Raw genomic sequence first — 23,012 nt, 5'->3', positions numbered from 1 at the left:
GACCAGCCGCACCTCGACCGCGCGGCTCCCCACCTGGTCATCCCGCCGCGCGGGCCCGGGGCAGAGTGAGCGCGATGACCGTGCCGCCGCCCAGTCGCCGACGGGCGTTGATGGTGCCGCCGTGCCGCGTGACGACGCTGTGGCAGATGGCCAGCCCGAGGCCGCTGCCGCTGACGCCGCCCCCATGGGCGCGACGGAAGGGCTCGAAGACGTGGTCGATCTCCTCGGCAGGGATGCCGAGTCCACGGTCGGCGACCTCCAGGAGCACGTGGGGGCCGTCGCTGCGCACGACGACGCTGATGAGGGGGTCGCGGTCGGGGGCGGCGTACTTCACCGCGTTGCCGACCAGGTTGTCCAGCACCTGTCGCAGACGCTCCCGGTCGGCCGTGACCGTCGAGCCGGGCGGGACGTCGACCGTGAACGACACCTCGGCCGGGTGCGGGTTCTCCTGGTGGGTGACCACCACCTCGGCGACCAGCTGCCCGAGGTCGACGGCGGAGCGGTCGAGGTCGGCGTCGCGTGCCGTGACGTAGTCCAGCAGTCCCTGGATGAGCAGGTGCATCCGTCCAGCGGCCCCGGCCGCCCGGGCGAGGAAGTCCTCGACCTGCGCCGCGCGTCCGTGGCAGTCCTCGCAGGCCTCCGAGGCCAGCGTCGCCTGCAGGAGGGCGAGGTAGCCGTCGACGGCGGTCAGCGGCGAGCGCAGGTCGTGGGCGACGACGCCCGCGAAGGACGCCAGCTCGTCGCGGCGCTGCCGCTCGGCCGTGATGTCACGGAAGACGGCGACCGCACCGGCCAGGCCGCTCGCGGGGTCCAGCGGCCGAGCGCTCACGGAGAGGGTCACGCCCTCGGGGCGGGCCGCGTTCCGCACGACCAGCTGCCCGTCGCACGCCTCACCCTGCAGGGCCCGCTGCAGGGGCAGGTCCTGGACCTCCATTCGCTCCCCCTCCAACCCGAACAGCCCGTAGTGCTCCGCCCAACGACCGAGGTCGTCGACGTCGCCGATCGCCCGGTCCGCCAGCGGGTGCGCGGGATGCAGGTCGACACCCAGGAGGGCTCGCCCCGCGGGGTTGTGCACGAGCACCGAACCGTCGGCGTCCACGACCCCGACGCCGTCCCCGATGCTGTCCAGCACCGCGGTCAGCATCACCGCCTGGCGCCGAGAGCGCTCCTCCGACGCGGCGAGCTCGGCGGTCGCCTCCGCGATCTTGACCCTCGCCGTCGAGCGCCCGGCGGCCAGCAGGTGCACCAGGGCCGCGAGGGCGGCGCTGAGGCCCGCCCCGGTCACAGCGGCCACGCCGGGCGTGCCGACCTCACCGCCGACGAGCCCGTCGGTGGCCGCCTCGACGTCCACGGTCCAGGCGGTCTGGGCGACCTGCACGGCCTCGCTCGCGGCCATGAGGTCCTCGTCCGGCTCGAAGGCGTCCTCCGCCTCCGTCCTGGCGACGCGCACGGGCGGCGCGCCCTCGGCCGCGGGCGCCGAGAGCGTCGCCGCCACCCGTCCCTGGCCGGTGCGCGCGAGGAGGCCGCCCATCAGGTCCTGGCCGCGGATCCCCATGAGGACCCAGCCCCGCAGTTCCTGGTCCGGCCCCCCGAGCACGGGCGCGACCAGGCTGAAGGAGGCCTGGCGCTCCTCGGGCGGCAGGTCCTGGTCGATGATCAGCTCGTAGGGCCGGCTGATCCGCGGGGCCCCGGCGAGCTCGGCGTCCTGGACCGCCGCGAACGCGTCGGCGGCCACCGTGACGTCGATGCCGGTGCGACCCTCGGGACTGCCGTCCAGCGGCCGGCTGAAGACCGCGAACACGTGCCGGTCGACCTCGGGGTTGAGCCGGAGCACCAGGCCGGTGGAGCCGCGGGCTCGCCACACGCGCTGCGCCCGCTCGACCTGGTCGGGCGCCACGTAGGGGGTGAGGAAGGCGATCGAGGTGGCGCCCTGGAAGTCCACGTCGACCATCGGTCCGGTGGCCGCGTCGAAGCGGGCACCCGTGACCGGGCCGCCGGCTGCGAGTGCACCGGCGACGAGCTCCAGCGCGACGACGTACCGCTCGGCCTCCTGCTCGACCGCGCTGGTGACCAGCTCGGTGCGAGCCTCGAACCTGCGCTCGGCGTCCGCGGCGTCACGGTGGCGCAGGTCGAGGGACACCGCCGCCGTCGCGACGAGGCCCACCAGCGCGACGGCGAGCGTGAGGGCCCACACCCGCGCCCTTCCCAGCGGCGACCTCATGGCGCGCGCCACCTCCCCACGGGCGGCACGTCGGCCCAGGAGGACCGCCCCCCCGTGCCACCCGATCCGATGATCGGTCCCCGCGGACGGTCGCGGGGCCGAATCGTCGAGAAAGCAAAGAGGGGTCCAGATCAGTGGTGCCTGCGCTCCGTGGTGTGGCCGAACCCCTCGCCGAACCCCCGCCGGCGTGCGATCACCCGCGACCCAGCACCACGTCGAAGCGCGTGGAGGACCAGGCGCGGCCGCCGAGGTCGCGACCGTCGGGGGTGGGGTCGTCGGCGCCGTGCTCGACGAAGTCCTTGACCAGCGACTCCTTCACGCCGAAGACGCTGTCGCTGGCGAGCAGCTCGTCGCCGCGCACGAAGATGTGCGTCACCAGCGTCCGCAGCCCCTCGGCGGTCACCATGAAGTGCAGGTGGGACGCGCGCATCGGCGAGCGCCCGGTCGCGGCGAGCATGGCGCCGACCGGCCCGTCGTGCGGGATCGGGTACGGCGTCGGCGTGATGCCCCAGAAGGAGTACCGCCCCTCGTCGTCGGTGAACAGGTGGGCGCGCCCGGTGGTCCGCCCGTCGGCGTACTGCACGTCGTAGAAGCCGTCCTCGTCGGCCTCCCACACCTCGATCCGCGCGCCGGCGACCGGTGCACCGGCGGTGTCGCGCACGGTGCCCTCGACCCAGCAGGGCTGTCCCGGGGCGCCCATCGCGATGTCGCCGCCGGGCTCGATCCGCGGGCTGTCCTCGACGAAGAACGGCCCGAAGACCGTCGCCTCGGTGGCGTCGCCGTCGGCCGGGTTGTTGACCGTGATGGTCTGCATCGAGGCGCCGAGGGTGTCGGAGAGCAGGATGAACTCCTGGCGCCGCTCGTCGGTCGTGTGCCCGACCGCGGTGAGGAAGTCGATGCCCTGCTTCCACTCCGCCTCGGTCAGCCGCACCTCGCGGAGGAACGCGTGCAGGTGGCGCACGGCCGCCTGGGTGAGCTGGCGCAGCCGGGGGTCGGGGGCGCCGGCGAAGGAGTCGACGACCCGCTGGACCAGCGCCTCCTCGCGCTCGGCCTGCTCGGGGGTGACCTGGTCCGCGGTGACCTGCTCGACCTGCGTCATGACGGCTCGCTTCCTTCCAGCGCCCGGCGCAGCAGCTGCTCGAGGACCGGGCGGGTGACGGGGACGGGGTTGGACGGGGGTGCGACCTCGAGGACGGCCTCGACCGCGGCGGGCAGGTGCTCCTCCTCCAGGCCCAGCGCGCCGAGGGAGCGCGGGGCGTCGACGCGCTCGCGCAGGGCGGCCAGGCCCCCCAGGGCGGTCGCGCTGCCGAAGGCCTCGGCCAGCCGGGCCTCGGCGTCGGGGGCAGCCGGCGCGTTCAGGGCCAGCACGTGCGGCAGCACCACGGCGTGGGTGGGCGCGTGCGGGAGGTCGCGCAGCCCGCCGAGCACGTGGCAGATCTTGTGGTGCAGCCCGGAGCCGGCGGAGGCGAAGGCGACCGCCGAGAGGTACGCCGCGTAGAGCAGCTCCTCGCGCGCCTCGAGGTCCTGCCCGTCGGCCACGACGGCCGGGAGGGCTCGCGCCAGCACCCGCGCCCCCTCGGTCGCCAGGGCGGCGTTGATCGGGTCGGCCCGCGGCGCCCACAGCGAGTCGACGCAGTGGGCCAGGGCGTTGAGACCCGAGGTCACCGAGAGGTCGACCGGCAGCGAGGTCGTGAGGCTGGCGTCGTACACCACGCAGCGCGGGAGGACCCGCGGGTCCGAGCCGGTCGTCTTGCGGCCGTCCTGGGTCAGCCCCCACACGTCGGTCGCCTCCGAGCCGGCGTACGTCGTGGGGACGGCGACCACGGGCAGGCCGCTGGTCAGCGCGACCGCCTTGGCCAGGCCGGTCGTCGAACCGCCGCCGACGCTGACCACGAGGTCGGCGTCCACCTCGGTCGCGACCGCTCGCGCGAGCTCGGCGACCGCGACCGGGACGTGCATCGCGACCTCGTCGTGGACGCGCGCGACCGGCAGCCCGTCGGTGATCCGACCGGCCAGGGCGGACTCGGACGGCGCGGCGAGCACCAGCACCCGCTGCGCACCGAGCTCCTCGACCTCCGCGGCCAGCGCGCCCGCCGCGTCGCCGGTGGCGAAACGGATGCGCTGCCCGAGGGTGTCGTGGACGAAGGAGCGGGTCATGCCACGCCCTGGTCCTGTTCGCCGGACCCGCGGCTGAGGACGGCGGTCAGGGCGGAACGCAGGGCGCCGACCGGGTCCTCGGGGAGCGTGCGCGCCCGCCACGCGACGTGCTTGTCGGGTCGGACCAGCAGGGCCCCGCTCTCCTCGACCTCGCGCCGGCGGGACCAGTCGTAGTAGAGGTCGGTGACCTCGCGGCCCGGACCGATGACGACCGCCTCCACGGGCACCCCCAGCTCCTCGGACACCGTCCGCGCGGCGTCCTCCCACGCCTCGCCGGCGATCCCGGTGATGACCGTGAAGCGGTGGTAGGGCGCGAGGTCCATCATCGCGACCTTGCGGACGTTGTCGCCCACCCACGCGTGCGGCAGGTGCGAGCCCGGGACGGTCGAGGCCTCGTAGTAGAGGTCGGGGTCGCGGGTCGGCTCGGGCCGCGCGCTGCCGTCGCCGACGACGGCGCTGGACTCGTAGAACTGGCCGAGCTCGACGCCGTGCGCGTTGAACTCGTAGTGCTTGAGCTCCATCGCCTTCACCAGCGCCTCGCGCTTGGCCAGGCCCTCCGGGGTGTTGAGCTTGCGCTCCTCGATGGCGGCGAGCATCTCCTCCTCGGTCTCGGCCTCGGTGACGCCGAGGGCGACGAAGAGGTCGACGAACTCGCGGCTGGACCGGTTGGCGCGCTTGACGATCCGCTCCGCGACCGGTGCCCGCTCGACCGAGTAGGTCTCGAGCAGCTCGGGACCGGCCTGCCCGCGCAGCACCGCGGCGATCTTCCACGCCAGGTTGTAGGAGTCCTGGATCGAGGTGTTGGAGCCCAGGCCGTTGCTCGGCGGGTGCCGGTGGACGGCGTCCCCGGCGCAGAAGACGCGGCCGGACTGCAGGTGCGTCGCGTACATCTCGTTGTTGCCCCACAGCGACGTGCCCGTGATCTCGACGTCGAGGTCCGGCATGCCGAGCAGGTTCCGCACGATCTGCTTCGCCGCCGCCTCGTCGACGGTCGGCGGCTCCTCGTTGATGTCGTAGCCCCACACGATCAGCCACTCGTTCCACGGCCGGACCATCCGCACCAGGCCCGCGCCGATGCCGCCGACGTTGGAGCCGGGCTGGATCACCCAGTAGAGGACGGAGGGCCGGTGGTCGCAGTACGCCGCGATGTCGGCCTTGAAGGTGATGTTCATCGACCCCGCGATGTCCATCGCACCCTCTTAGGGCAGGCCGATGTCGGCCGCCACCTGGGACCGCGCCCCGTCGGCCCCGATGAGGTACTTCGCGCGGATCGTGTACTCCGCACCCGTCAGCCGGTCGCGCACCTGCACGTCGACGCCGTCGGCGTCCTGGGTGTGGGAGAGGTACTCGGTCGAGAAGCGCGCCTGGGCCCCGCGGGCGCTGGCGTTGCGCACCAGGATCGGCTCCAGGTAGTTCTGCGGGATGTCGACGGTCAGGCAGGGCGACTCGCGCTGGTAGTCGGCCTCGCGCTCGGGGCTGGTGCCCCACGTGAGGATGCGGCCGATCTCCTCCCCGGCGATCGAGGTGCAGAAGACCGTGTCGCCGATGAGGTGGTGGGGTGCCGCGTCGGCGAGCACCTGCTCCTCGATGCCCATGTCGCGGAAGATCTCCATCGCCCGCTGGTTGGTGATGTGGGCCCGCGGCGTGTTCGCGGTCCAGCGGTACTTCGTGATCATGATCGTGTCGATCCCGAGGCTGGCCAGGAAGAGGGCCGCCGAGGATCCGGCAGGTCCGGAGCCGACGACCAGCACGTCAGTCTCCACGGTCGGGGTCGTGGGCAGCGCGGTCTCGGCCTGGCCGTCGTCGAACGTGGGCACGGGTCCACCTTCCTGGGCCGGTCGTTCGCCGGCACACCTGCGAGTGTCGGCGGTCACACCCACGCATCCCAGGCTCGCGTCGCATGAGGGCCGGAACACGCAACCCTGGCCGATCCAGGCATCTGGCGCTGGATGGTCGAGCCAGCGAGCGACAGCGCCCCCACTCGCTGGTCGAGGTGCGAGGAGTGTCAGCGACTCGCCACGAGACCCCGGTACGCCGGTCGCCCTGCTGTCATCCCGTGGTTGCTCCCTGGGTCACCGCGGGTGGGTCGTGGCGCGTTCGCGCCGCAGCAGGTCCTGATCAACGGGAAAGCGTGGTCACCGTGGCTGCCGCTTGGGCCTCTTGGTTGCGGTCGGCTGCTGCCTCGCCCTGCGCTGGGGTGCTCGCTTCGGTCGGGCTTCGATCGGCCCGCCAGAAAGTCGCCTTCTTGCTGCTTTGACCTGGGGAAACACTGTCAATCGAACGTGTGTTCGACTACACTTTCACCATGTCCACCGGCTCCCTGCTCGACGCGATCCGCGCCGCCAAGGCGCGTGAGGACGACGCGGCGCGGGAGCTGCTGATCGGGGTCGCGCAGTGGGCAGACCGCCACACGACGGGTGCGTTGATGCCGGACCTGTACGGCACCTACTCCCACCCCGACGAGGACGCCTACGACGCCGCGGAGTCGGCGTGGATGTCCCGGTTCGGGATGCCCGGTGCGGACACGATGCTCCAGCTGGCCGGTGCCGGTGCCCCGGAGGTCTCGGACTTCGCGGTCACCGAGCTCGCCACCGCTCTGGGCCGGACCGGGGAGTCGGGGCGGCTGCTGGTCGGCGACGCGGTCGAGGCCAAGCACCGCCTCCCGCGGGTATGGGCCCGGCTGGCCGCAGGCCAGGTGACCGCGTGGCGGGTCCGACAGCTGGCCCAGGCCACGAAGGCCCTGTCGGAGGAAGCGGTGGGGTTCGTGGACGCCCAGGTCGCCCACGTCGTCCACACCGCCGGCCCCATCACCGTGAACAGACTCGTGCTGGAAGCCAGCACGCGGTTCGACCCCGAGTCAGTCGAGGTGCGCGAGTGCGACACCCGCTCCAACCTCTACTTCGACCTCGACCTGGGCACCCCGGCCACCTGCGTCGGCACCGCCTCCGCCGTCAGTGCCGACGGACTCCTCGACCGCGCCGACGCCGAAGACCTCGAAGCAGCCATCCGACAGATCGCCCACCAGCTCCTGCTCGACGGCTCCACCGACACCCTCGCCATCCGCCGCGCCAAAGCCCTCGGCTACCTCGCCCGCGGCCAAGACACCCTCCCCGACACCGACCCCGAGGCGACCGAGGCGACCGAGGCCGAGGCGACCGAGGATGGTCGAGCAGCGAGCGCCAGCGAGCGTCGTCGAGACCGCGCAACCCACAAGCGCACCGCACCCCGCCGGGTTGTGGTCCTGACCGTCCATCTCAGTGATGCAGCGCTCACCGGCGTACCGCAGGTCGACCCCGTCACCGGCAAGCTCGGCCTCAACCTCGCCCGAGTCGAGAACCACCGCCAGCTCCTCACCGCCGACGCCGTCCGCGAGTGGTGCGGTGTCCCCGGCACCCAGGTCATCGTGAAACCCGTCATCGACCTGCACGACACCGTGGCGGTGGACTCCTACGAGGTCCCCGACCGCATCGCGGCCCGCGTGAAGCTCACCAGGACCACGTGCTCGTTCCCCCACTGCCGCAGACCCGCCGAGTCCGCCGACCTCGACCACACCGTCGAGTACGTCCCACCCGACCAAGGCGGACCACCCGGCCAGACATCGACCGACAACCTCGCTCCGCTCTGCCGGCACGACCACCGAGCCAAGACCCACCCCTCCCCGACAGGCAGACCCTGGGCCGTCCGAGGACTCTCACCAGGCCACTGGCTCTGGACCAGCCCCCACGGCCACCGCTACCTCGTCCACCCCGACGGCACGACCCCACTCTGAGCACCAGCCCACTCTGAGCACCACCCGCTGAGCAGGCATGAGCAGGAGCGCGGTGACAAGGGCGCGATGACGACGGTCCTCCGTGCCCGGGGGTCGCCGAACGGGGGAGTCAGGTGAGCGAGCGGGCCAGGACCGCCCGGCGACGCACGTCGGCGGCGCGCTCACCGAAGCGGGCGGTGAAGGCGTTGGAGAAGTGGGCGGCGGAGGCGAAGCCGCAGTGGTGCGCGACCTCGGCGATGGTCATCGAGCTGACGGCCGGCTTCTCCAGCATCGTGCGCGCGAGGTCGAGCCGTCGGGCCAGGACGTGCTGGGGAAAGGTGGTGCCGAGCTCGGCGAAGACCCGCGACAGGTGCCGCGGGCTGAGGCCGATGGCGGCCGCGACCTTGGAGGCCGACAGCGACCGGTCGCGCAGGTGGCGCTCGATGTAGGCGCGGGCGGCGGCGGCGTACGCCGTCGGGCCGTCGGGCCGGCCGGGCGAGGCGAGTGCCCCGACCAGCTCGAGCAGCTCGCCCTCGCGGACCACGACGGGGTCGTCCTCACGGACCGCCGAGCCGACCAGGCGCGCCAGCGCCTCGGCGTACGGGTTCTCGCCGGAGCCGAACGGCACCACGACCGGTCGGGGCAGCGCGGCGATGCCGGTCGCCTCGGCGAACACGTCGTGCGGCGCCTTCAGCACCAGCTCCTCGAGACCCTGGGAGAAGCCGCGCATGAACGGGCGGTCGGCGTCACAGACCAGCAGCTGCCCCGGCTGGAGGGTCCGCACCCCGTCGTCGTGGTAGTAGAACTCCTCCCCGCAGACCCACCACCCCCCTGTGGGAGCCTGGATCCCGTGACCGAGGAGCAGCCGCGCGCGCGGAGGGGACGCCCCGGCCACGACCGCGCGGCGGTCCTGGCGGCGGCGGTGGCGCTCTTCATCCGCAAGGGGTACGACGCCACCACCATCGACGACATCGCCAAGAGCCTCGGGGTCACCAAGTCGGCGGTCTACCACCACGTCGACTCCAAGGAGGAGCTGCTCTCGGCGGCCCTGGCCGAGGCGCTCGACGAGCTCGACGCGACCGTGGCCGCGGCGACCCAGGCCGACGGCCCCGCGACCGAGCGCCTGCACGAGGCCGTGCGCCGCAGCGTCGAGGTGCTCGTGGCCCACCAACCCGCCGTGACCCTGCTGCTGCGGGTGCACGGCAACACCGCCACCGAGGTCGCCGCCCTGGAGCGCCGGCGCCGCATCGACCGCGCCCTCGCCGGGCTGGTCCGCGACGCCGTCGAGGAGCGCGGGCTGCGCGGCGACCTCGATCCCGACGTGGTCAGCCGGCTGCTCTTCGGCATGGTCAACAGCCTGGTGGAGTGGTACCGCCCCGACGGCCCGGTCAGCGGCGAGCAGCTGGCGCAGGCCCTGACCGCCCTGGCCTTCGAGGGCCTCGACGCCCGCTAGCGACCAGGATCCGTCAGCGGGGCGGGCGGCGGTCCACGATCCGGCGCATCTTCCCGACCGAGCGCTCGACGCTCTCGGGTTCGACCACGTCGACGCCGACCGAGACCCCGATCGAGCTCTTGACCAGGTGCCGCAGCTCGGCCCCGGCCTGACGACCGGCCTCCGTGTCGACGCCCTCGCGCCGCTCGACCAGCACCGTGAGGCTGTCGAGGTTGCCCTCGCGCTCCAGCACGCACTGGAAGTGCGGCGAGAGCGCGGGCAGCTTCAGCACCAGCTCCTCGATCTGGGTCGGGAAGAGGTTCACCCCCCGCAGGATGATCATGTCGTCGGTGCGCCCGGTGACCTTCTCCATCCGCCGCATCGTGCGCGCGGTGCCCGGCAGCAGCCGGGTCAGGTCGCGGGTGCGGTAGCGCAGCACCGGCATCGCCTGCTTGGTCAGGGAGGTGAGCACCAGCTCGCCCTCCTCGCCGTCGGGCAGCACCTCGCCCGTCACGGGGTCGATCACCTCGGGGTAGAAGTGGTCCTCCCACACGTGGAGGCCGTCCTTGGTCTCCACGCACTCGCTGGCCACGCCGGGCCCGATGACCTCCGAGAGCCCGTAGATGTCGACCGCGTGCATGTCCAGGCGCTGCTCCATCTCGCGGCGCATGTCGTTGGTCCACGGCTCGGCGCCGAAGATGCCGACCTTCAGCGAGGTGCTGCGCGGGTCGATCCCCTGCCGCTCCATCTCGTCGACCACCGAGAGCATGTACGACGGCGTCACCATGATGATGTCGGGGCGGAAGTCCTGGATCAGCTGGACCTGCCGCTCGGTCATGCCCCCGGAGACCGGCACCACCGTGCAGCCGAGCTTCTCCGCGCCGTAGTGCGCCCCGAGCCCGCCGGTGAACAGCCCGTAGCCGTAGGCGTTGTGCAGGACGTCGCCGACCCGGCCGCCGGCCGCGCGGATGCTGCGGGCCACCACGCTCGCCCACACCTCGAGGTCGTCGTGGGTGTAGCCGACGACGGTCGGCTTCCCGGTCGTGCCGGACGAGGCGTGCACGCGCGCGACCTGCTCGCGCGGCACCGCGAACATCCCGAACGGGTAGTTCTCCCGCAGGTCGGCCTTGGTCGTGAACGGCAGCTTCGCCAGGTCGGCGAGCTCCTTCACGTCGTCGGGGTGCACGCCCGCGGCGTCGAGCGAGGCCCGGTAGTGCGGGACGTTGTCGTACGCGTGGCGCACCGACCAGCGCAGCCGCTCGGTCTGGAGCGAGCGCAGCTCGTCGAGCGAGGCGGTCTCGATCGGCTCGAGGTCGCCGGGGCGCGGGCTCAGGTCCTGCATGGGTCAGTCCTCCTGGAGCATGGGGCGGCGTATCGGATGGTCGAGCAGGCGAGCGCCAGCGAGCCGTCGTCGAGACCGCGTGAGATGACTGTGGTCGGCGACCACGGACAGGTGCGGCGGTCTCGACGACGCCCTCGCTGGCGCTCGGGCTGCTCGACCCACAGTGGGCCTCACCACCGGTAGAACCCCTGGCCGGTCTTGCGGCCCAGCCGGCCCGCGGCGACCAGGTCGCGCAGCACCTGGGGCGGCTCGAAGCGCGGGCCGAGCTCGCGGGCCAGGTGCTCGGCGATGGCCAGCCGCACGTCGAGGCCGACGAGGTCGGTGGTGCGCAGCGGACCCACCGGGTGGCGGTAGCCCAGGGTCATCGCGGTGTCGATGTCCTCGGCGGAGGCAACCCCCTCCTCGAGCATCCGCATCGCCTCGAGCGCGATGGCGACCCCCAGCCGGCTCGAGGCGAAGCCGGGTGCGTCGGTGACGGTGATGGCGGTCTTGCCCAGCGCCTCGACCCACCCCTGCGCGCGGGCCACCAGGCCGTCGTCGGTGCGGGACCCGACCACCACCTCGACCAGCGCGCTGGCCGGGACCGGGTTGAAGAAGTGCAGCCCCAGGAACCGCTCGGGACGAGCCAGGTGGGCGGCGATGCCGTCGATGGACAGCGAGCTGGTGTTCGTGGCGAGCACCGCGTCGGGGGCGACCGTCTCGGCCGCGGTGAGCACCTGCGCCTTGAGGGCGGGGTCCTCGGGGACGGCCTCGACGACCAGCTCGCAGCCGGCCAGGGCACCCGCGTCGTGGCTGGTGACCAGCCGGGCGGCGTACTCCTCCGGCGGGGCGGCGATCTTCCCGCGCTCGTGCGCCGCAGCGAGGCTGTCGAGGACCCGCAGCCGTGCCTGCGCGGCGGCCTCGGCGGACGCCTCCACGACCACGACCGAAGAACCCGCGACCAGGAAGCCGTGCGCGATGCCGGCGCCCATCCGGCCGCCTCCGTGGACGCCGACCTGCGTCGGCAGGGCCTCGGGGAGGGTGCTCATGAGTCCTTGTCCTTCCGACTGTCGAGGAAGGCCGTCATCCGTGCGTGCTTCTCCTCGGCCTCGAAGAGCACCGCCTGCGCGAGGTCGTCGACGAAGGGGTGCGCCTCGCGGGGGGCGTGGAAGACCGCCTTGGTCAGGCGCGTGGCCAGCGGCGCCTGGCGGGCGATCGAGTCGGCCCACCGGTGGCCGGCCGCGAGCAGGTCGTCGGGCTCGACGACCTCGTTGAGCAGCCGCACCGACCGGGCCTCCTCGGCGTCGAGGACGCAACCGGTCAGCAGGATCTCCTTGGCCAGCGGCTCCCCCACGAGCTCGGCGAGCCGCCAGGCCGCGCCGGCGGCAGCGAGGATCCCCAAGCCGGTCTCGGGATTGCCGATCCGGGTGCGCGGCGTGCCGATGCGGAAGTCGCAGGCGTAGGCGAGCTCCGCACCGCCGCCCAGCGCCCACCCGTCCACGAGCGCGATCACCGGCATGGGCAGCCGGCGGATCCGGTCGAAGATCGCGGAGTTGATGCCGCGCAGGGCGTCGTCGCGGCGGCGCTCGCGCAGCTGGGCGATGTCGGCTCCGGCGGCGAAGACGCCGCCCTCCCCCACGACGATGGCGATCCGCGGCTCGGCCTCGAGGGCGGCGCACGCGGCGTGGAGCTCGTCGACCATCTGCTGGTCGATGGCGTTGCGGACCTCGGGCCGGTCGAGGACCAGCACGACGCGGTCGTCGTGCTCCTCGACCCGCAGCGCGGGCCCCGCCGTCCCCGGGGCGCTCACGCGTCGAAGTCCACGACGACCTCGTCGCCCACCGGCCAGGTCTGGCAGGTGAGGACGAACCCGCGCTCGACCTCGTCGTCGTCGAGGGCGTAGTTGCGGCGCATGTCGGCCTCGCCCGAGACCAGGTGCGCCCGGCAGGTGCCGCACACCCCGCCCTTGCAGGCGAACGGCAGGTCGTTGCGCACCTTCGTCGCGCCGTCGAGGATGCTCAGCCCCTTCGGCATCGGCGTGACGGTCGTGCGGCCGTCGAGGGTCACGGTCACCTGGGAGACCTCGCCCTCGAGCACGGCGTCCTCGCGGCGTACCTCCGGAGGCGGCTCGTCGACGTAGAAGAGCTCGAGGTGGATCTTCTCCTTGGGCACGCCGAGCTCGGTCAGCACCGTGCGCGCGTCGGTGGTCAGTCCGAGCGGGCCGCACAGCCAGACGTGGTCGACGTCCTCGAGCGGCACCAGCAGGTCGAGCAGCCGGCGCAGCCGCTCGGCGTCGAGCCGGCCGGAGAACAGCTCGGTGTCGCGCGGCTCGCGGGAGAGCACGTGGACCAGGTCGAAGCGGGCGGGGGCGCGGTTCTTCAGGTCGGCGAGCTCCTCGGCGAACATCACCGACGAGGAGGTGCGGTTGCCGTAGAGCAGCGTCACCTGCGAGCCCGGGTCGGCCAGCACCGAGGCGGCGATCGAGAGCATCGGCGTGATCCCCGAGCCGGCCGCGATGCACAGGTGCCGCCCCGAGGTGGTCGGGTCGGCCTGCATCGAGCCGGTCGGCGGGCCGACCTCCACGACGTCGCCGGGACGGACCTGGCGCACCAGCCACGAGGAGAAGAGCCCGTCGGGGATCTCGCGGACGCCGACGCGCAGGTCGGCGCCGGCGGGTGCGCAGATGGAGTAGGACCGGCGGTGCTCGACCCCGTCGACCTCGCGCCGCAGCACGATCGACTGGCCGGGGGCGAAGGCGTAGGTCTCGCGCAGCTCCGCGGGCACCGCGAAGGTCACCGCGGCGGCGTCGTCGCAGAGCCGGTCGACCCGCGACACCGTCAGGGCGTGGAACCCCGGGGCCGCCGTCGTACGCCGTGCCTCCTGGGCGGGCGCGTCCTGCGTCGTGGTCATCAGATCTCCTTGACGTGCTCGAACGGCTCGAGGCAGGCGGTGCAGCGGTACGACGCCTTGCAGGCCGTCGGGCCGAACTCCGAGACCACCTCGACCGCGGGCGAGGCGCAGCGCGGGCAGGTCAGCGCGCGGCGGGTGGGCATCAGGCTGAGGGGCACCGGACCGTCGCGGTGCGGGGCGGGGCCTGGCGGGGAGATGCCGTGGTCGCGCAGCGCCTGGCGGCCCTCGTCGCTGATCCAGTCCGTCGACCAGGCCGGGTGCAGCCGGACCCGCACCTCGACGTCCGACCAGCCGGCGTCGCTCAGCGCGTGCACGAGGTCGTCGCGCATCGTGGCCATCGCCGGGCAGCCGGAGTACGTCGGCGTGATCGTCACGACCACGTGGCCGGGTCGGTCGTCGTCGACCTCGACGTCGCGGAGCACGCCGAGGTCGGCCAGCGTCAGCATCGGCATCTCGGGGTCGGTGACCTGCGCGGCCACGGCCCGCGCGTCGGCGTACCCCGCCCTCACCGTCGCCACCGCGCTCACCAGCGACCGGCCGGGTGCGCGCGGGCGACCGACTGCATCTCCGCCAGCACCGTGCCGAGCGCCTCGGTGTGCACGCCGTCGCGGCCGGTGCGACCGCCCAGGCCGCCGGTGCGCCTGACGTCGGGGACCTCGAGCCCCGCGGCGGCGAGCACCTGGTCGAGCAGCACGTCGACCTCCGCGGCCACGTCGGCGGGGTCGACCGCGACACCGTCGGCGGCCAGCGTGCGCTCGACCTCGTGGGTGCGGTCCAGCTCCCAGCGCAGCGGCCACACGGCGGCGAGCGCGGCCTCGGTGCGGCGGCGTGACTCCTCGGTGCCGCGGCCCAGGGTGACGACCCACCGGGCGGCGTGGTCGCGGTGGTAGGCCAGCTCCCTGACGGCCTTGGCCGCGATCGCCGACAGCACCGCGTCGCGGCTGGTGACCAGCCGCTGCATGAGCGCGAGCCGCCAGGTCGAGGCGACGAGCAGCCGCACCGTGGTCACCGCGAAGTCCCCGCGGTCACCCTCGACGAGCCGGACGTTGCGGAAGGCGTCCTGGTCGCGGAAGAACGCGAGCGCGTCCTCCGGCGGCACCGGCGAGCCCTCGGGCAGCGCCGGCACGACCGAGGGATCGGCCGCGGCCGCACGGGCCAGCAGCAGCCGCGCCTGGCCGAGCAGGTCGAGCGCGACGTTGGCGAGCGCGATGTCCTCCTCCAGGTCGGGCGCGTTGCTGCACCACTCCGAGAGCCGGTGGGAGAGGACGAGCGCGTCGTCGCCGAGCATCAGGCAGTACGCCGCCAGGGCAGCGCCGTCGACGCCCTCGGACAGCGTCGTGTCGACGCCCGCCAGGGGGTCCTCGAAGTCGGTGCCGAACGCCCACTGGGAGTCGTCGCCGCCGAGCAGCCCGTCGTAGACCGAGTCGTCGTTCATGGCCAGCCTCCGCTCACATGTGGGGGACGTCGGCGGGGACGTCGTAGAAGGTGGGGTGGCGGTAGACCTTGTCGCCGGCGGGGGCGAAGAGCGGGTCCTTCTCGTCGGGGCTGGAGGCCGTCACGTCGGACGCCTTGACCACCCAGATGCTCACGCCCTCGTTGCGCCGCGTGTAGACGTCGCGGGCGTTGCGCACTGCCATCTCGGCGTCGGCCGCGTGCAGCGACCCGACGTGGACGTGGTTGAGGCCGCGCTTGCCGCGCACGAAGACCTCCCACAGCGGCCACTCACCGCGCACGGTGCTCATGCGGACACCTCCTGCTGGGCGGCGGCCTGCTGGGCGGCGAACGCGCTGGCTGCCTCGCGCACCCACGCACCCTCCTCGTGGGCGCGACGGCGGTGGGCGATGCGCTGGGCGTTGCACGGCCCCTCACCGCGGACGACGGCGGCGAACTCCTCCCAGTCCGGCTCGCCGAAGTCGTAGTGGCCCCGCTCCTCGTTCCACGCGATCGCGGGGTCGGGCAGCGTGACGCCGAGCCGCTCGGCCTGCGGCACCGTCATGTCGACGAACTTCTGCCGCAGCTCGTCGTTGGTGTCGCGCTTGATCCCCCACGCCATCGACTGCGCGGTGTTGGGCGAGGCGTCGTCGGGTGGGCCGAACATCATCAGCGCCGGCCACCAGAACCGGTCGACCGACTCCTGCACCATCGCGCGTTGGGCGTCGGTGCCGCGCATCATCGTCATGAGCAGCTCGAAGCCTTGACGCTGGTGGAAGGACTCCTCCTTGCAGATGCGGATCATCGCGCGACCGTAGGGGCCGTAGGAGGTGCGGCACAGCGGCACCTGGTTGGCGATCGCGGCGCCGTCGACCAGCCAGCCGATCGTGCCGACGTCGGCGTAGGAGAGCGTGGGGTAGTTGAAGATCGAGGAGTACTTCTGCTTGCCCTCGATCAGCAGCTCGGTCAGCTCGGCCCGGGAGACGCCGAGGGTCTCGCACGCGGAGTAGAGGTAGAGCCCGTGGCCGGCCTCGTCCTGGACCTTGGCCAGCAGCGTCGCCTTGCGGCGCAGCGAGGGCGCGCGGGTGATCCAGTTGCCCTCCGGCTGCATCCCGATGATCTCGGAGTGCGCGTGCTGGGCGATCTGGCGCACCAGCGTCCTGCGGTAGCCCTCCGGCATCCAGTCGCGCGGCTCGATCCGGTCGTGCCGCGCCACCACGGCGTCGAACTGCGCCTGCAGCTCCTGCTCCTGCTCCACCTGCGTCACCCGGACCTCCTGAGGGTCTTTCCTGACCGATCGGTCTGTAATACGGTGACACGACTGCCGACGGGACGCAAGAGCCCCGCCGGACCTCGGCGCGGGACCGACCGCGACCCCGATCCCCAGGAGGACCACGTGGCCCGACGCCTCGAGAGCTACGCCGCCGGCAGCTGGTACGCCGCCACCGACGAGGGCGCTCCGCTGCTCGACGCCGTGACCGGCGAGGAGGTCGCGCGACTGTCCTCGACCGGCCTGGACCTGGCGGCGATGGTCCGGCACGGCCGTGAGGTGGGTGGCCCGGCCCTGCGCGCGCTCACCTTCCACGAGCGCGCCGGCCTGCTGAAGGCCCTGGCCAAGCACCTCGGCTCCCCCGAGGTGAAGCAGGAGCTCTACGACCTGTCGTACTCCACGGGCGCCACGCTGCGCGACACCCAGGTCGACGTCGACGGCGGCATCGGCACGGTCTTCTCGATCGCCTCCAAGGGCACCCGCGAGCTGCCCAACGACACGATCGTCCTCGACGGTCCGCCCGAGCAGCTCGGCAAGGGCGGGAGCTTCCTGGGCCAGCACCTGTGGACCTCACGGCCGGGTGTCGTCGTCCAGGTCAACGCGTTCAACTTCCCCGTGTGGGGCATGCTCGAGAAGCTCGCGCCGACCTTCCTCGCGGGGATGCCGACGATCGTCAAGCCGGCCCCGCAGACGGCGTACGTCGCCGAGCTGGCGGTGCGGCGCATCATCGAGGCCGGCATCCTGCCGGAGGGCACGCTGCAGCTGCTGGCCGGCGGTCCCGAGGGGTTGCTCGACCAGCTCGACGTGCACGACGTCGTGGCCTTCACCGGCTCCGCCCGCACGGGCGACCTGCTGCGCCAGCACCCGCGCGTGCTGCACCACGGCGTGCGGCTGCAGGTCGAGGCAGACTCGCTCAACTGCTCGATCCTCGGCCCGGACGCCGGCCCGGGCACCCCCGAGCACGAGCTCTTCGTCAAGGGCCTCGTCACCGAGATGACGGTCAAGGCGGGCCAGAAGTGCACGGCGATCCGCCGGGCGATCGTGCCCCGCGAGCACCTGGACTCGGTCATCGAGGCGGTCTCGGCGCGGCTGGCCTCCACCACCGTCGGCGACCCGCGCGCCGAGGGCGTGCGGATGGGCGCGCTGGTCAGCCTGGCCCAGCGCGACGCCGTCCGCGACGCCGTACGCCGCCTGGCCGGTGCGGGCGAGGTCGTGTTCGGTGACCCGGAGCGGATCGAGGTGGTCGGCGCCGACGCCGAGCGCGGGGCGTTCGTCTCCCCGGTGCTGCTGCGCGCCGACGGCGAGGCCGTCGAGCCGCACGAGGTCGAGGCCTTCGGCCCCGTCTCGACCGTCATGGCCTACGACGACCTCGACCACGCCGTGGCCCTGGCGGCCCGCGGCCGCGGCAGCCTGGCCGGCTCGGTCGTGACCCACGACCCGACGGTCGCCCGGCACCTCGTGCTCGGGCTGGCGCCGTGGCACGGCCGGCTGCTGGTGCTCGACCGCGACGACGCCGGCGAGTCGACCGGCCACGGCTCCCCGCTGCCCGTGCTCGTGCACGGCGGCCCGGGTCGCGCCGGCGGCGGCGAGGAGCTCGGCGGCACCCGCGCGGTGCTGCACCTCATGCAGCGCACCGCCGTGCAGGGCTCCCCCGACGCGCTCACCGCGATCACCGGTCGCTGGACGAAGGGCTCGGCCCGCAGCACCGGGGACGTGCACCCCTTCCGCAAGAGCCTGGCCGAGCTGCGCATCGGCGACACGATCGTCTCGGGGTCACGCACGGTCACCCTCGAGGACATCGAGCACTTCGCGGAGTTCACCGGCGACACCTTCTACGCCCACACCGACCAGGCAGCGGCCGAGAAGAACCCGCTCTTCGGTGGGATCGTCGCCCACGGCTACCTCGTGGTCTCCCTGGCCGCCGGGCTCTTCGTGCACCCCGACCCCGGCCCGGTGCTGGCCAACTTCGGGGTCGACCAGCTGCGCTTCCTCACGCCGGTCAAGGCCGGCGACACGATCGCGGTGACGCTGACGGTCAAGCAGGTCACCCCGCGCACCAGCGCCGACTACGGCGAGGTCCGCTGGGACGCGGTCGTCACCAACGCCGACGGCGCCCCGGTGGCGACGTACGACGTGCTGACGCTGGTGGCGAAGACCTGGCCCTAGGTCGCTCCCCTCGAGGGACCGAGGTCCCGGACCGCGATGTCGTCGTTCCCTCCGCCCGCGCGGCCCACCTGCGGCACCCTGGAGGTCCGGGGTGGGCCCGGGAGAGGTCCAGGGAGGGAGCCGGCCGTGAGCGGTGGCACGCACGAGCGGTCGGGGCCCGAGCACCGCGCCACGGCGGCGCCGACCGACGCCTCCGGCGGCACGCCCGAGGACCTCCCGGTCCCCCGCGGCCTGGTGGTGCTCGACATCGTCCTGAAGACGGTGCTGCTGTGGCTGGTCGTGCGCACGGCCATCGACCCGTCGTGGGGCAACCTCGAGGGCAAGGCCCCGATGTTCCGGGCGATCACCTACCCGATGCTGGCCGCCGTGCTGCCGGTGGTCTGGATCGTCCGGGCCTGGCGCGGGCTGCCCGAGCGCCCCTTCCCCTGGTTGGCCGACGTGCTCGTCACGGCGACCTGCTTCAACGACTTCCTCGGCAACCGGCTCGACCTCTACGACGCGGTGACGTGGTTCGACGACGCGGTGCACTTCGTCGTCAACGCCGCCCTGGCCGCAGCGGTGGTGCTGCTGTGGTGCACCCCGGCGACGCGACTGCGCGACGTGCTGGCCCGCGCGGTCGCGGTGACCACGACGGTGTCGCTGGCGTGGGAGATCTGGGAGTACCGCGCGTTCATCGAGCGCATCGGCGAGCGGTTCAGCGCCCACGCCGACACCCTCGGCGACCTCGGCCTGGGCTGGGCCGGCGCCGTGGTGGGGGCGCTGCTGGTCGTCACCACGTGGCGGCGCCAGGAGCAGCTGGCCGGGCTCGGCCCCGCCCAGCCGGAGCACCGCGCGGGCTGAGGGCTCCGCGCGGATCAGCCGCTGCGCGTCAGCGGCCCGTGGTGCCCGTGCGGCAGCTCCTCGGCCAGCGACAGGGCGACCAGCACGCTGGGCAGCACCGCCTTCGCCGTACGCCGGTAGCCCGCCCCCGAGGGGTGAAACCGGTCCACGGCGAACATCTCGTCGGGCCGGGTCACGAAGAACGGACCCACGACGTCGGCCAGGGAGACCGCCAGCCCGCCGAGCTCGGTGACCACCTCGCGCTGGGCCGCGGCGAGCTGGCGCGAGCTGACCCCGGCGAGGGCGCGCAGCGGCTGCTGGAGCACCGACAGGGCGCCGAGGTCGGGACACGTGCCGACGACGACGGGGATCCCGCGCTCGCGCAGGGTCCGCACCGCCTCGCCGAGGTGGCGGCGCGACTCCGAGACCCGCACCCGGTGGGTGACGTCGTTGCCGCCGACCACGACGACGGCGACGTCGGGCCGGTAGCCGGCGGGCAGCCCGGCCAGCTGGGCCCGCAGCTGCGAGGTCTCGGCGCCGACCCGTGCGGCGACGTGCAACCGCACGGAGCGCCGGGCCTTCTTGGCCAGCCGCTTGGCCAGCTGGGCACCGAACGTGGCGCCGGGGTCCTCGGCACCGAGCCCGGCGGCGATGGAGTCGCCGAGGATGAGCAGCTCGATCGGGTCGCCGTACTTCTTCTTCCACAGCCCGTCGGCGCGGTGCGCGTCCTCCCCGAGCGGTTTCCCGACCACGGCCCGTGCCGCGCGCGCCTGGAGGGACAGCACTCCCCGCCCGGCCACCAGGCCGCCGACCACGGCGCCCGCGCCGCCTCCCAGCCACCACCGCGCTCGCACCCGCCCAGCAGACCCCGCTCGACCGACGCGCAGGTGGCCACCGGGCGAGCACCGGACGAGCGGCCGGTGACACCGGCAGTCGCACCGGCCGTCGCACCAGCCGTCGCACCAGCCGTCGCACCAGCCGTCGCACCAGCCGAGCGTTCCCGGAGCGTTCACGGCCGCGTCGTCGCGGCGTGGCGGCGACTGCGACCCGGCTCCCTAGCGTCCCGGCGTGGTCACGCGCGGGTTCCTCGGGTACGTGCTGGTGCTCCTCGGCGGGCTGGTGGTCTCGGTCCTGCCCGGGTCGCACCCCCTCGACGCCATCGCGTGGCGGCACCACACACCGGGCCGGCTGGTCGGGCTGACGGTGGTGGTCCTCGGCCTCGGGCTCGCCTGCTGGGCGTGGCTGGAGCTGCTCCGGCTCGTGCGCGCGACCACCGGCCCCGACCGGCTGCCGCTCGTGCTGCGCGCCACCGGCTGCTGGTCGCTGCCGCTGCTGCTGGCGCCCCCGATGTTCAGCCGCGACGGCTGGAGCTACGCCGCGCAGGGGGTGATGGCCCACCTCGACCACTCGCCGTACGACGTGGGGCCGGCGGTCCTGGCCGGGTCGATCACCGAGGCGGTCGACCCGATGTGGATGGACACCCCGGCGCCGTACGGTCCGCTGCCCCTCGCCTGGGGCGACCTGGCCGCCGACCTCACACGCGACCCGTGGGCGCTGGTCGTGGCGCACCGGCTGCTGGCCGTGCTCGGGCTGGTGCTGCTCGCCCACGCCGCGCCCCGCCTCGCGGCCGCCTGCGGGCGCGACCCCGCGCTCGCCGCCGCACTGGTGCTGCCCGGCCCGCTGGTCCTCGCCCACGGCGTCGCCGGCCTGCACAACGACCTGCTCATGGTGGGCCTGATGGCCTGGGCCCTGGCGGTCGCCGTCGAGGGGCGCTGGGTCCTGGCCGCGGCGCTCGGCGGCGCGGCGGCCGCGGTCAAGCTGCCCGGCGGACTGGTGTGCCTGGCGGTCGTCCTCGTCTCGCTGCCCGCGACGGCCCACCTCGCCGACCGGGTACGCCGGGCCGCGCAGGTCGCCGGGGTCGCGACCGCCACCCTGCTGCTCAGCGGCGTGGTGACCGGGCTCGGCCTGGGCTGGGTGCACGCCCTCGGGGTGCCGGGCGTCGTGCGGACGCCGCTGTCGCTGACCACCCAGGTCGGGCGGGTGCTGCTGTGGGCCCAGGAGGGGCTCGGGGTGCCGGGACCGTCGGCGCTGGAGCTGGTGCGGCTGGGCGGGATGCTGGTGGCGCTGGGCTTCGCGTGCGCGGTCGCGCTGCGGGCCCGGGCCGGTGACCCGGAGGTCGCGGTGCGGACCGTCGGCCTGGCGCTGCTGGCGCTCGTGCTGCTCGGACCGGTGGTCCACCACTGGTACCTGCTGTGGGCCCTGCCGTTCCTCGCCGCCGTCCCCCTGGCCCCCCGTGCCGAGGGGGCGCTGGTGGCCGTGGTCGGGCTGACCGGCCTGGTCGCGCCGCTGGACTCCTCCCTGCAGGCCCGCGGCACCGACATCGTGGTCGCGGTGCTCCTGGTGACCGGGGTGGCACTCACGCAGGTCGTCGGTCACCGGCGAGCGGTCGCGGGCCCCGCCCCGCTCCCGGCCCGGCTCCCGGCGCGGAGGTCCACACCGGTGCGCTGAGGCCGTGCACGGCCAGCATCTGCGCCACGGTCCGGGACCACGGGAAGGCCTCGGCACGGTGGCGGGCCGCCGTGCGGCGCCAGCGCTCGTCGCGGCCGACCAGGCGCAGCACCGCGTCGGCCAGCCGCTCGGCCTCGGGCGCGGCCCAGGCCCCGCACCGCTCGTCCACCAGCTCGCGGGCCCCGCCGACGTCGGCGGTGACGACCGGGGTGCCACAGGCCAGGGCCTCGAGCACCGAGAGACCGAAGGTCTCCCCCGGGCAGACCGACAGCGAGACGTCGGCGGCGCCCAGGCGGGCGGCGAGCCGGGCACGGCCCGCGACGTGACCGTGGAAGAAGACGGGTGCGCCGACCGCCAGGGCCTGCAGCTCGTCGAGGTGCGGGCCGGAGCCGTAGACGTCCATCCGCACAGGGACGCCACGGCGGTGCAGGGCCACGGCGGTGGCGACGGCCAGGTGCGGGTCCTTCTCGCGCGAGAGCCGGCCGGCGTGCACCAGCCGCAGGAGCCCGTCCTGCGCGCGCGGGACCCGGGTCGGCCGGAAGACGTCCAGGTCCACCCCGAGCGGCACCCGGTGCAGCGGGGTGCCGGAGCGACCGGCGAGCGCCCGGAACTCCTGCTCGGCGAACTCCGAGGTCACCACCAGCCGGTCGTAGCGGCGCACCAGCGCCCGGTTGAGCGGCGCCACCTGCACCGGCAGGCCCGTGCGCATCGAGAGCATCGCGTCGAGCCGCTCGTGGGAGAACAGGACGGTCGGGATGCCGGCGCGACGGGCCCACCCGGCGACGGGGAGCAGCGTCGACTTGTCCGAGACCTCGATCGAGGTCGGTGCGAAGCGGCGCAGCACGTCGGTCACCCGCCAGGGCTCGACGATGAGCCGGTAGCCGCCGCCGACCCGCGGCGCCCGCACCTGCACGACGTCGCCGGCCGGTGAGTCCAGCCGGGCGTCCTCGGGGCCGGGCACGACCAGCAGCCGGGCCACCCCCGCGTCGGTGTAGCCGCGACCCAGCGCCTCGAGGGCTGTCTTCATGC

General features: G+C 73.9%; 20 protein-coding genes and 1 pseudogene. 5 read left to right on the top strand and 16 right to left on the bottom strand.

Going from position 1 to position 23,012, the window contains the following annotated elements; all coding sequences use genetic code 11:
* Positions 1 to 37 precede the first annotated feature (37 nt).
* The 5 genes and pseudogenes from ACYVID_RS07745 to ACYVID_RS07725 form a co-directional block, all read right to left on the bottom strand.
* Positions 38 to 2,221: an ATP-binding protein gene (locus ACYVID_RS07745; RefSeq protein WP_460736031.1), complete on the bottom strand. Its 2,184-nt coding sequence runs from the start codon at positions 2,219 to 2,221 to the stop codon at positions 38 to 40.
* Positions 2,222 to 2,414: 193 nt separating this feature from the next.
* Positions 2,415 to 3,320 (bottom strand): dioxygenase family protein, encoded by a 906-nt coding sequence (locus ACYVID_RS07740; protein WP_460736029.1) that lies wholly within the window; start codon positions 3,318 to 3,320, stop codon positions 2,415 to 2,417.
* Positions 3,317 to 4,378, bottom strand: coding sequence for a maleylacetate reductase (locus ACYVID_RS07735; RefSeq protein ID WP_460736027.1), 1,062 nt, complete (start codon positions 4,376 to 4,378; stop codon positions 3,317 to 3,319). The genes ACYVID_RS07740 and ACYVID_RS07735 overlap by 4 nt, the downstream gene beginning before the upstream one ends.
* Positions 4,375 to 4,899, bottom strand: a complete 525-nt coding sequence (locus ACYVID_RS07730) for an aromatic-ring hydroxylase C-terminal domain-containing protein (protein WP_460736276.1) — start codon at positions 4,897 to 4,899, stop codon at positions 4,375 to 4,377. Before ACYVID_RS07730 ends, ACYVID_RS07735 begins: the two co-directional genes overlap by 4 nt.
* Positions 4,900 to 5,058: 159 nt before the next feature.
* Positions 5,059 to 6,129, bottom strand: a pseudogene (locus ACYVID_RS07725) (FAD-dependent oxidoreductase); the annotation flags it as partial.
* Between the two features lie 554 nt (positions 6,130 to 6,683).
* Between ACYVID_RS07725 and ACYVID_RS07720 the strand changes: the two are divergent.
* Positions 6,684 to 8,147 carry an HNH endonuclease signature motif containing protein gene (locus tag ACYVID_RS07720; RefSeq protein ID WP_460736025.1) on the top strand — a complete coding sequence of 488 codons (1,464 nt, stop codon included), beginning with the start codon at positions 6,684 to 6,686 and terminating at the stop codon, positions 8,145 to 8,147.
* A gap of 109 nt (positions 8,148 to 8,256) precedes the next feature.
* Here the strand turns inward: ACYVID_RS07720 and ACYVID_RS07715 are convergent, their stop codons facing one another.
* Entirely contained in the window at positions 8,257 to 8,910 is a 654-nt protein-coding gene (locus ACYVID_RS07715; RefSeq protein ID WP_460736023.1) for an AraC family transcriptional regulator, read from the bottom strand.
* Between the two features lie 66 nt (positions 8,911 to 8,976).
* Between ACYVID_RS07715 and ACYVID_RS07710 the strand changes: the two genes are divergently transcribed.
* On the top strand, positions 8,977 to 9,579 hold the full coding sequence (locus tag ACYVID_RS07710) for a TetR/AcrR family transcriptional regulator (RefSeq protein WP_460736021.1): 603 nt from the start codon (positions 8,977 to 8,979) through the stop codon (positions 9,577 to 9,579).
* 13 nt (positions 9,580 to 9,592) lie between these two features.
* On the opposite strand, the gene paaK is transcribed toward ACYVID_RS07710, so the two are convergent.
* The 8 genes from paaK to paaA all read right to left on the bottom strand — a co-directional run bounded on the left by paaK (position 9,593) and on the right by paaA (position 16,487).
* Positions 9,593 to 10,900 (bottom strand): phenylacetate--CoA ligase PaaK, encoded by a 1,308-nt coding sequence (gene paaK / locus ACYVID_RS07705; protein WP_460736019.1) that lies wholly within the window; start codon positions 10,898 to 10,900, stop codon positions 9,593 to 9,595.
* 170 nt (positions 10,901 to 11,070) lie between these two features.
* Entirely contained in the window at positions 11,071 to 11,928 is an 858-nt protein-coding gene (locus tag ACYVID_RS07700) for a 3-hydroxyacyl-CoA dehydrogenase family protein (protein WP_460736017.1), read from the bottom strand.
* Positions 11,925 to 12,689, bottom strand: a complete 765-nt coding sequence (locus ACYVID_RS07695) for an enoyl-CoA hydratase/isomerase family protein (RefSeq protein WP_460736015.1) — start codon at positions 12,687 to 12,689, stop codon at positions 11,925 to 11,927. The genes ACYVID_RS07700 and ACYVID_RS07695 overlap by 4 nt, the downstream gene beginning before the upstream one ends.
* Positions 12,686 to 13,789: a 1,2-phenylacetyl-CoA epoxidase subunit PaaE gene (gene paaE / locus ACYVID_RS07690; protein WP_460736013.1), complete on the bottom strand. Its 1,104-nt coding sequence runs from the start codon at positions 13,787 to 13,789 to the stop codon at positions 12,686 to 12,688. The genes ACYVID_RS07695 and paaE overlap by 4 nt, the downstream gene beginning before the upstream one ends.
* Positions 13,789 to 14,307, bottom strand: coding sequence for a 1,2-phenylacetyl-CoA epoxidase subunit PaaD (paaD, locus tag ACYVID_RS07685; protein ID WP_460736011.1), 519 nt, complete (start codon positions 14,305 to 14,307; stop codon positions 13,789 to 13,791). Before paaD ends, paaE begins: the two co-directional genes overlap by 1 nt.
* A 5-nt stretch (positions 14,308 to 14,312) precedes the next feature.
* Positions 14,313 to 15,224 (bottom strand): 1,2-phenylacetyl-CoA epoxidase subunit PaaC, encoded by a 912-nt coding sequence (paaC, locus tag ACYVID_RS07680; protein ID WP_460736009.1) that lies wholly within the window; start codon positions 15,222 to 15,224, stop codon positions 14,313 to 14,315.
* Between the two features lie 13 nt (positions 15,225 to 15,237).
* Entirely contained in the window at positions 15,238 to 15,531 is a 294-nt protein-coding gene (paaB, locus tag ACYVID_RS07675) for a 1,2-phenylacetyl-CoA epoxidase subunit PaaB (RefSeq protein WP_460736007.1), read from the bottom strand.
* Complete coding sequence (gene paaA / locus ACYVID_RS07670; RefSeq protein ID WP_460736005.1) at positions 15,528 to 16,487, bottom strand: 1,2-phenylacetyl-CoA epoxidase subunit PaaA; 960 nt, start codon at positions 16,485 to 16,487, stop codon at positions 15,528 to 15,530. Before paaA ends, paaB begins: the two co-directional genes overlap by 4 nt.
* A gap of 129 nt (positions 16,488 to 16,616) precedes the next feature.
* Here paaA and paaZ point away from each other — a divergent pair, with 129 nt between their 5' ends.
* Positions 16,617 to 18,656 (top strand): phenylacetic acid degradation bifunctional protein PaaZ, encoded by a 2,040-nt coding sequence (gene paaZ / locus ACYVID_RS07665; RefSeq protein ID WP_460736003.1) that lies wholly within the window; start codon positions 16,617 to 16,619, stop codon positions 18,654 to 18,656.
* 126 nt (positions 18,657 to 18,782) lie between these two features.
* On the top strand, positions 18,783 to 19,496 hold the full coding sequence (locus ACYVID_RS07660; protein WP_460736001.1) for a hypothetical protein: 714 nt from the start codon (positions 18,783 to 18,785) through the stop codon (positions 19,494 to 19,496).
* A 14-nt stretch (positions 19,497 to 19,510) separates the two neighbouring features.
* Here the strand turns inward: ACYVID_RS07660 and ACYVID_RS07655 are convergent, their stop codons facing one another.
* Positions 19,511 to 20,329, bottom strand: coding sequence for an SGNH/GDSL hydrolase family protein (locus tag ACYVID_RS07655; protein WP_460735998.1), 819 nt, complete (start codon positions 20,327 to 20,329; stop codon positions 19,511 to 19,513).
* Positions 20,330 to 20,543: 214 nt separating this feature from the next.
* On the opposite strand from ACYVID_RS07655, the gene mptB reads away from it, so the two are divergent.
* Positions 20,544 to 21,983 carry a polyprenol phosphomannose-dependent alpha 1,6 mannosyltransferase MptB gene (mptB, locus tag ACYVID_RS07650; RefSeq protein ID WP_460735996.1) on the top strand — a complete coding sequence of 480 codons (1,440 nt, stop codon included), beginning with the start codon at positions 20,544 to 20,546 and terminating at the stop codon, positions 21,981 to 21,983.
* On the opposite strand, the gene ACYVID_RS07645 is transcribed toward mptB, so the two are convergent.
* Complete coding sequence (locus ACYVID_RS07645) at positions 21,892 to 23,010, bottom strand: glycosyltransferase (RefSeq protein ID WP_460735994.1); 1,119 nt, start codon at positions 23,008 to 23,010, stop codon at positions 21,892 to 21,894. The two genes, mptB and ACYVID_RS07645, sit on opposite strands and share 92 nt — an antisense overlap.
* Between the last annotated feature and the right edge of the window lie 2 nt (positions 23,011 to 23,012).

This window comes from Nocardioides ginkgobilobae, from assembly GCF_054781275.1.
The sequence above is the reverse complement of the archived record's forward strand: the minus strand, read 5'-3'. Positions and strand labels throughout refer to the sequence as shown.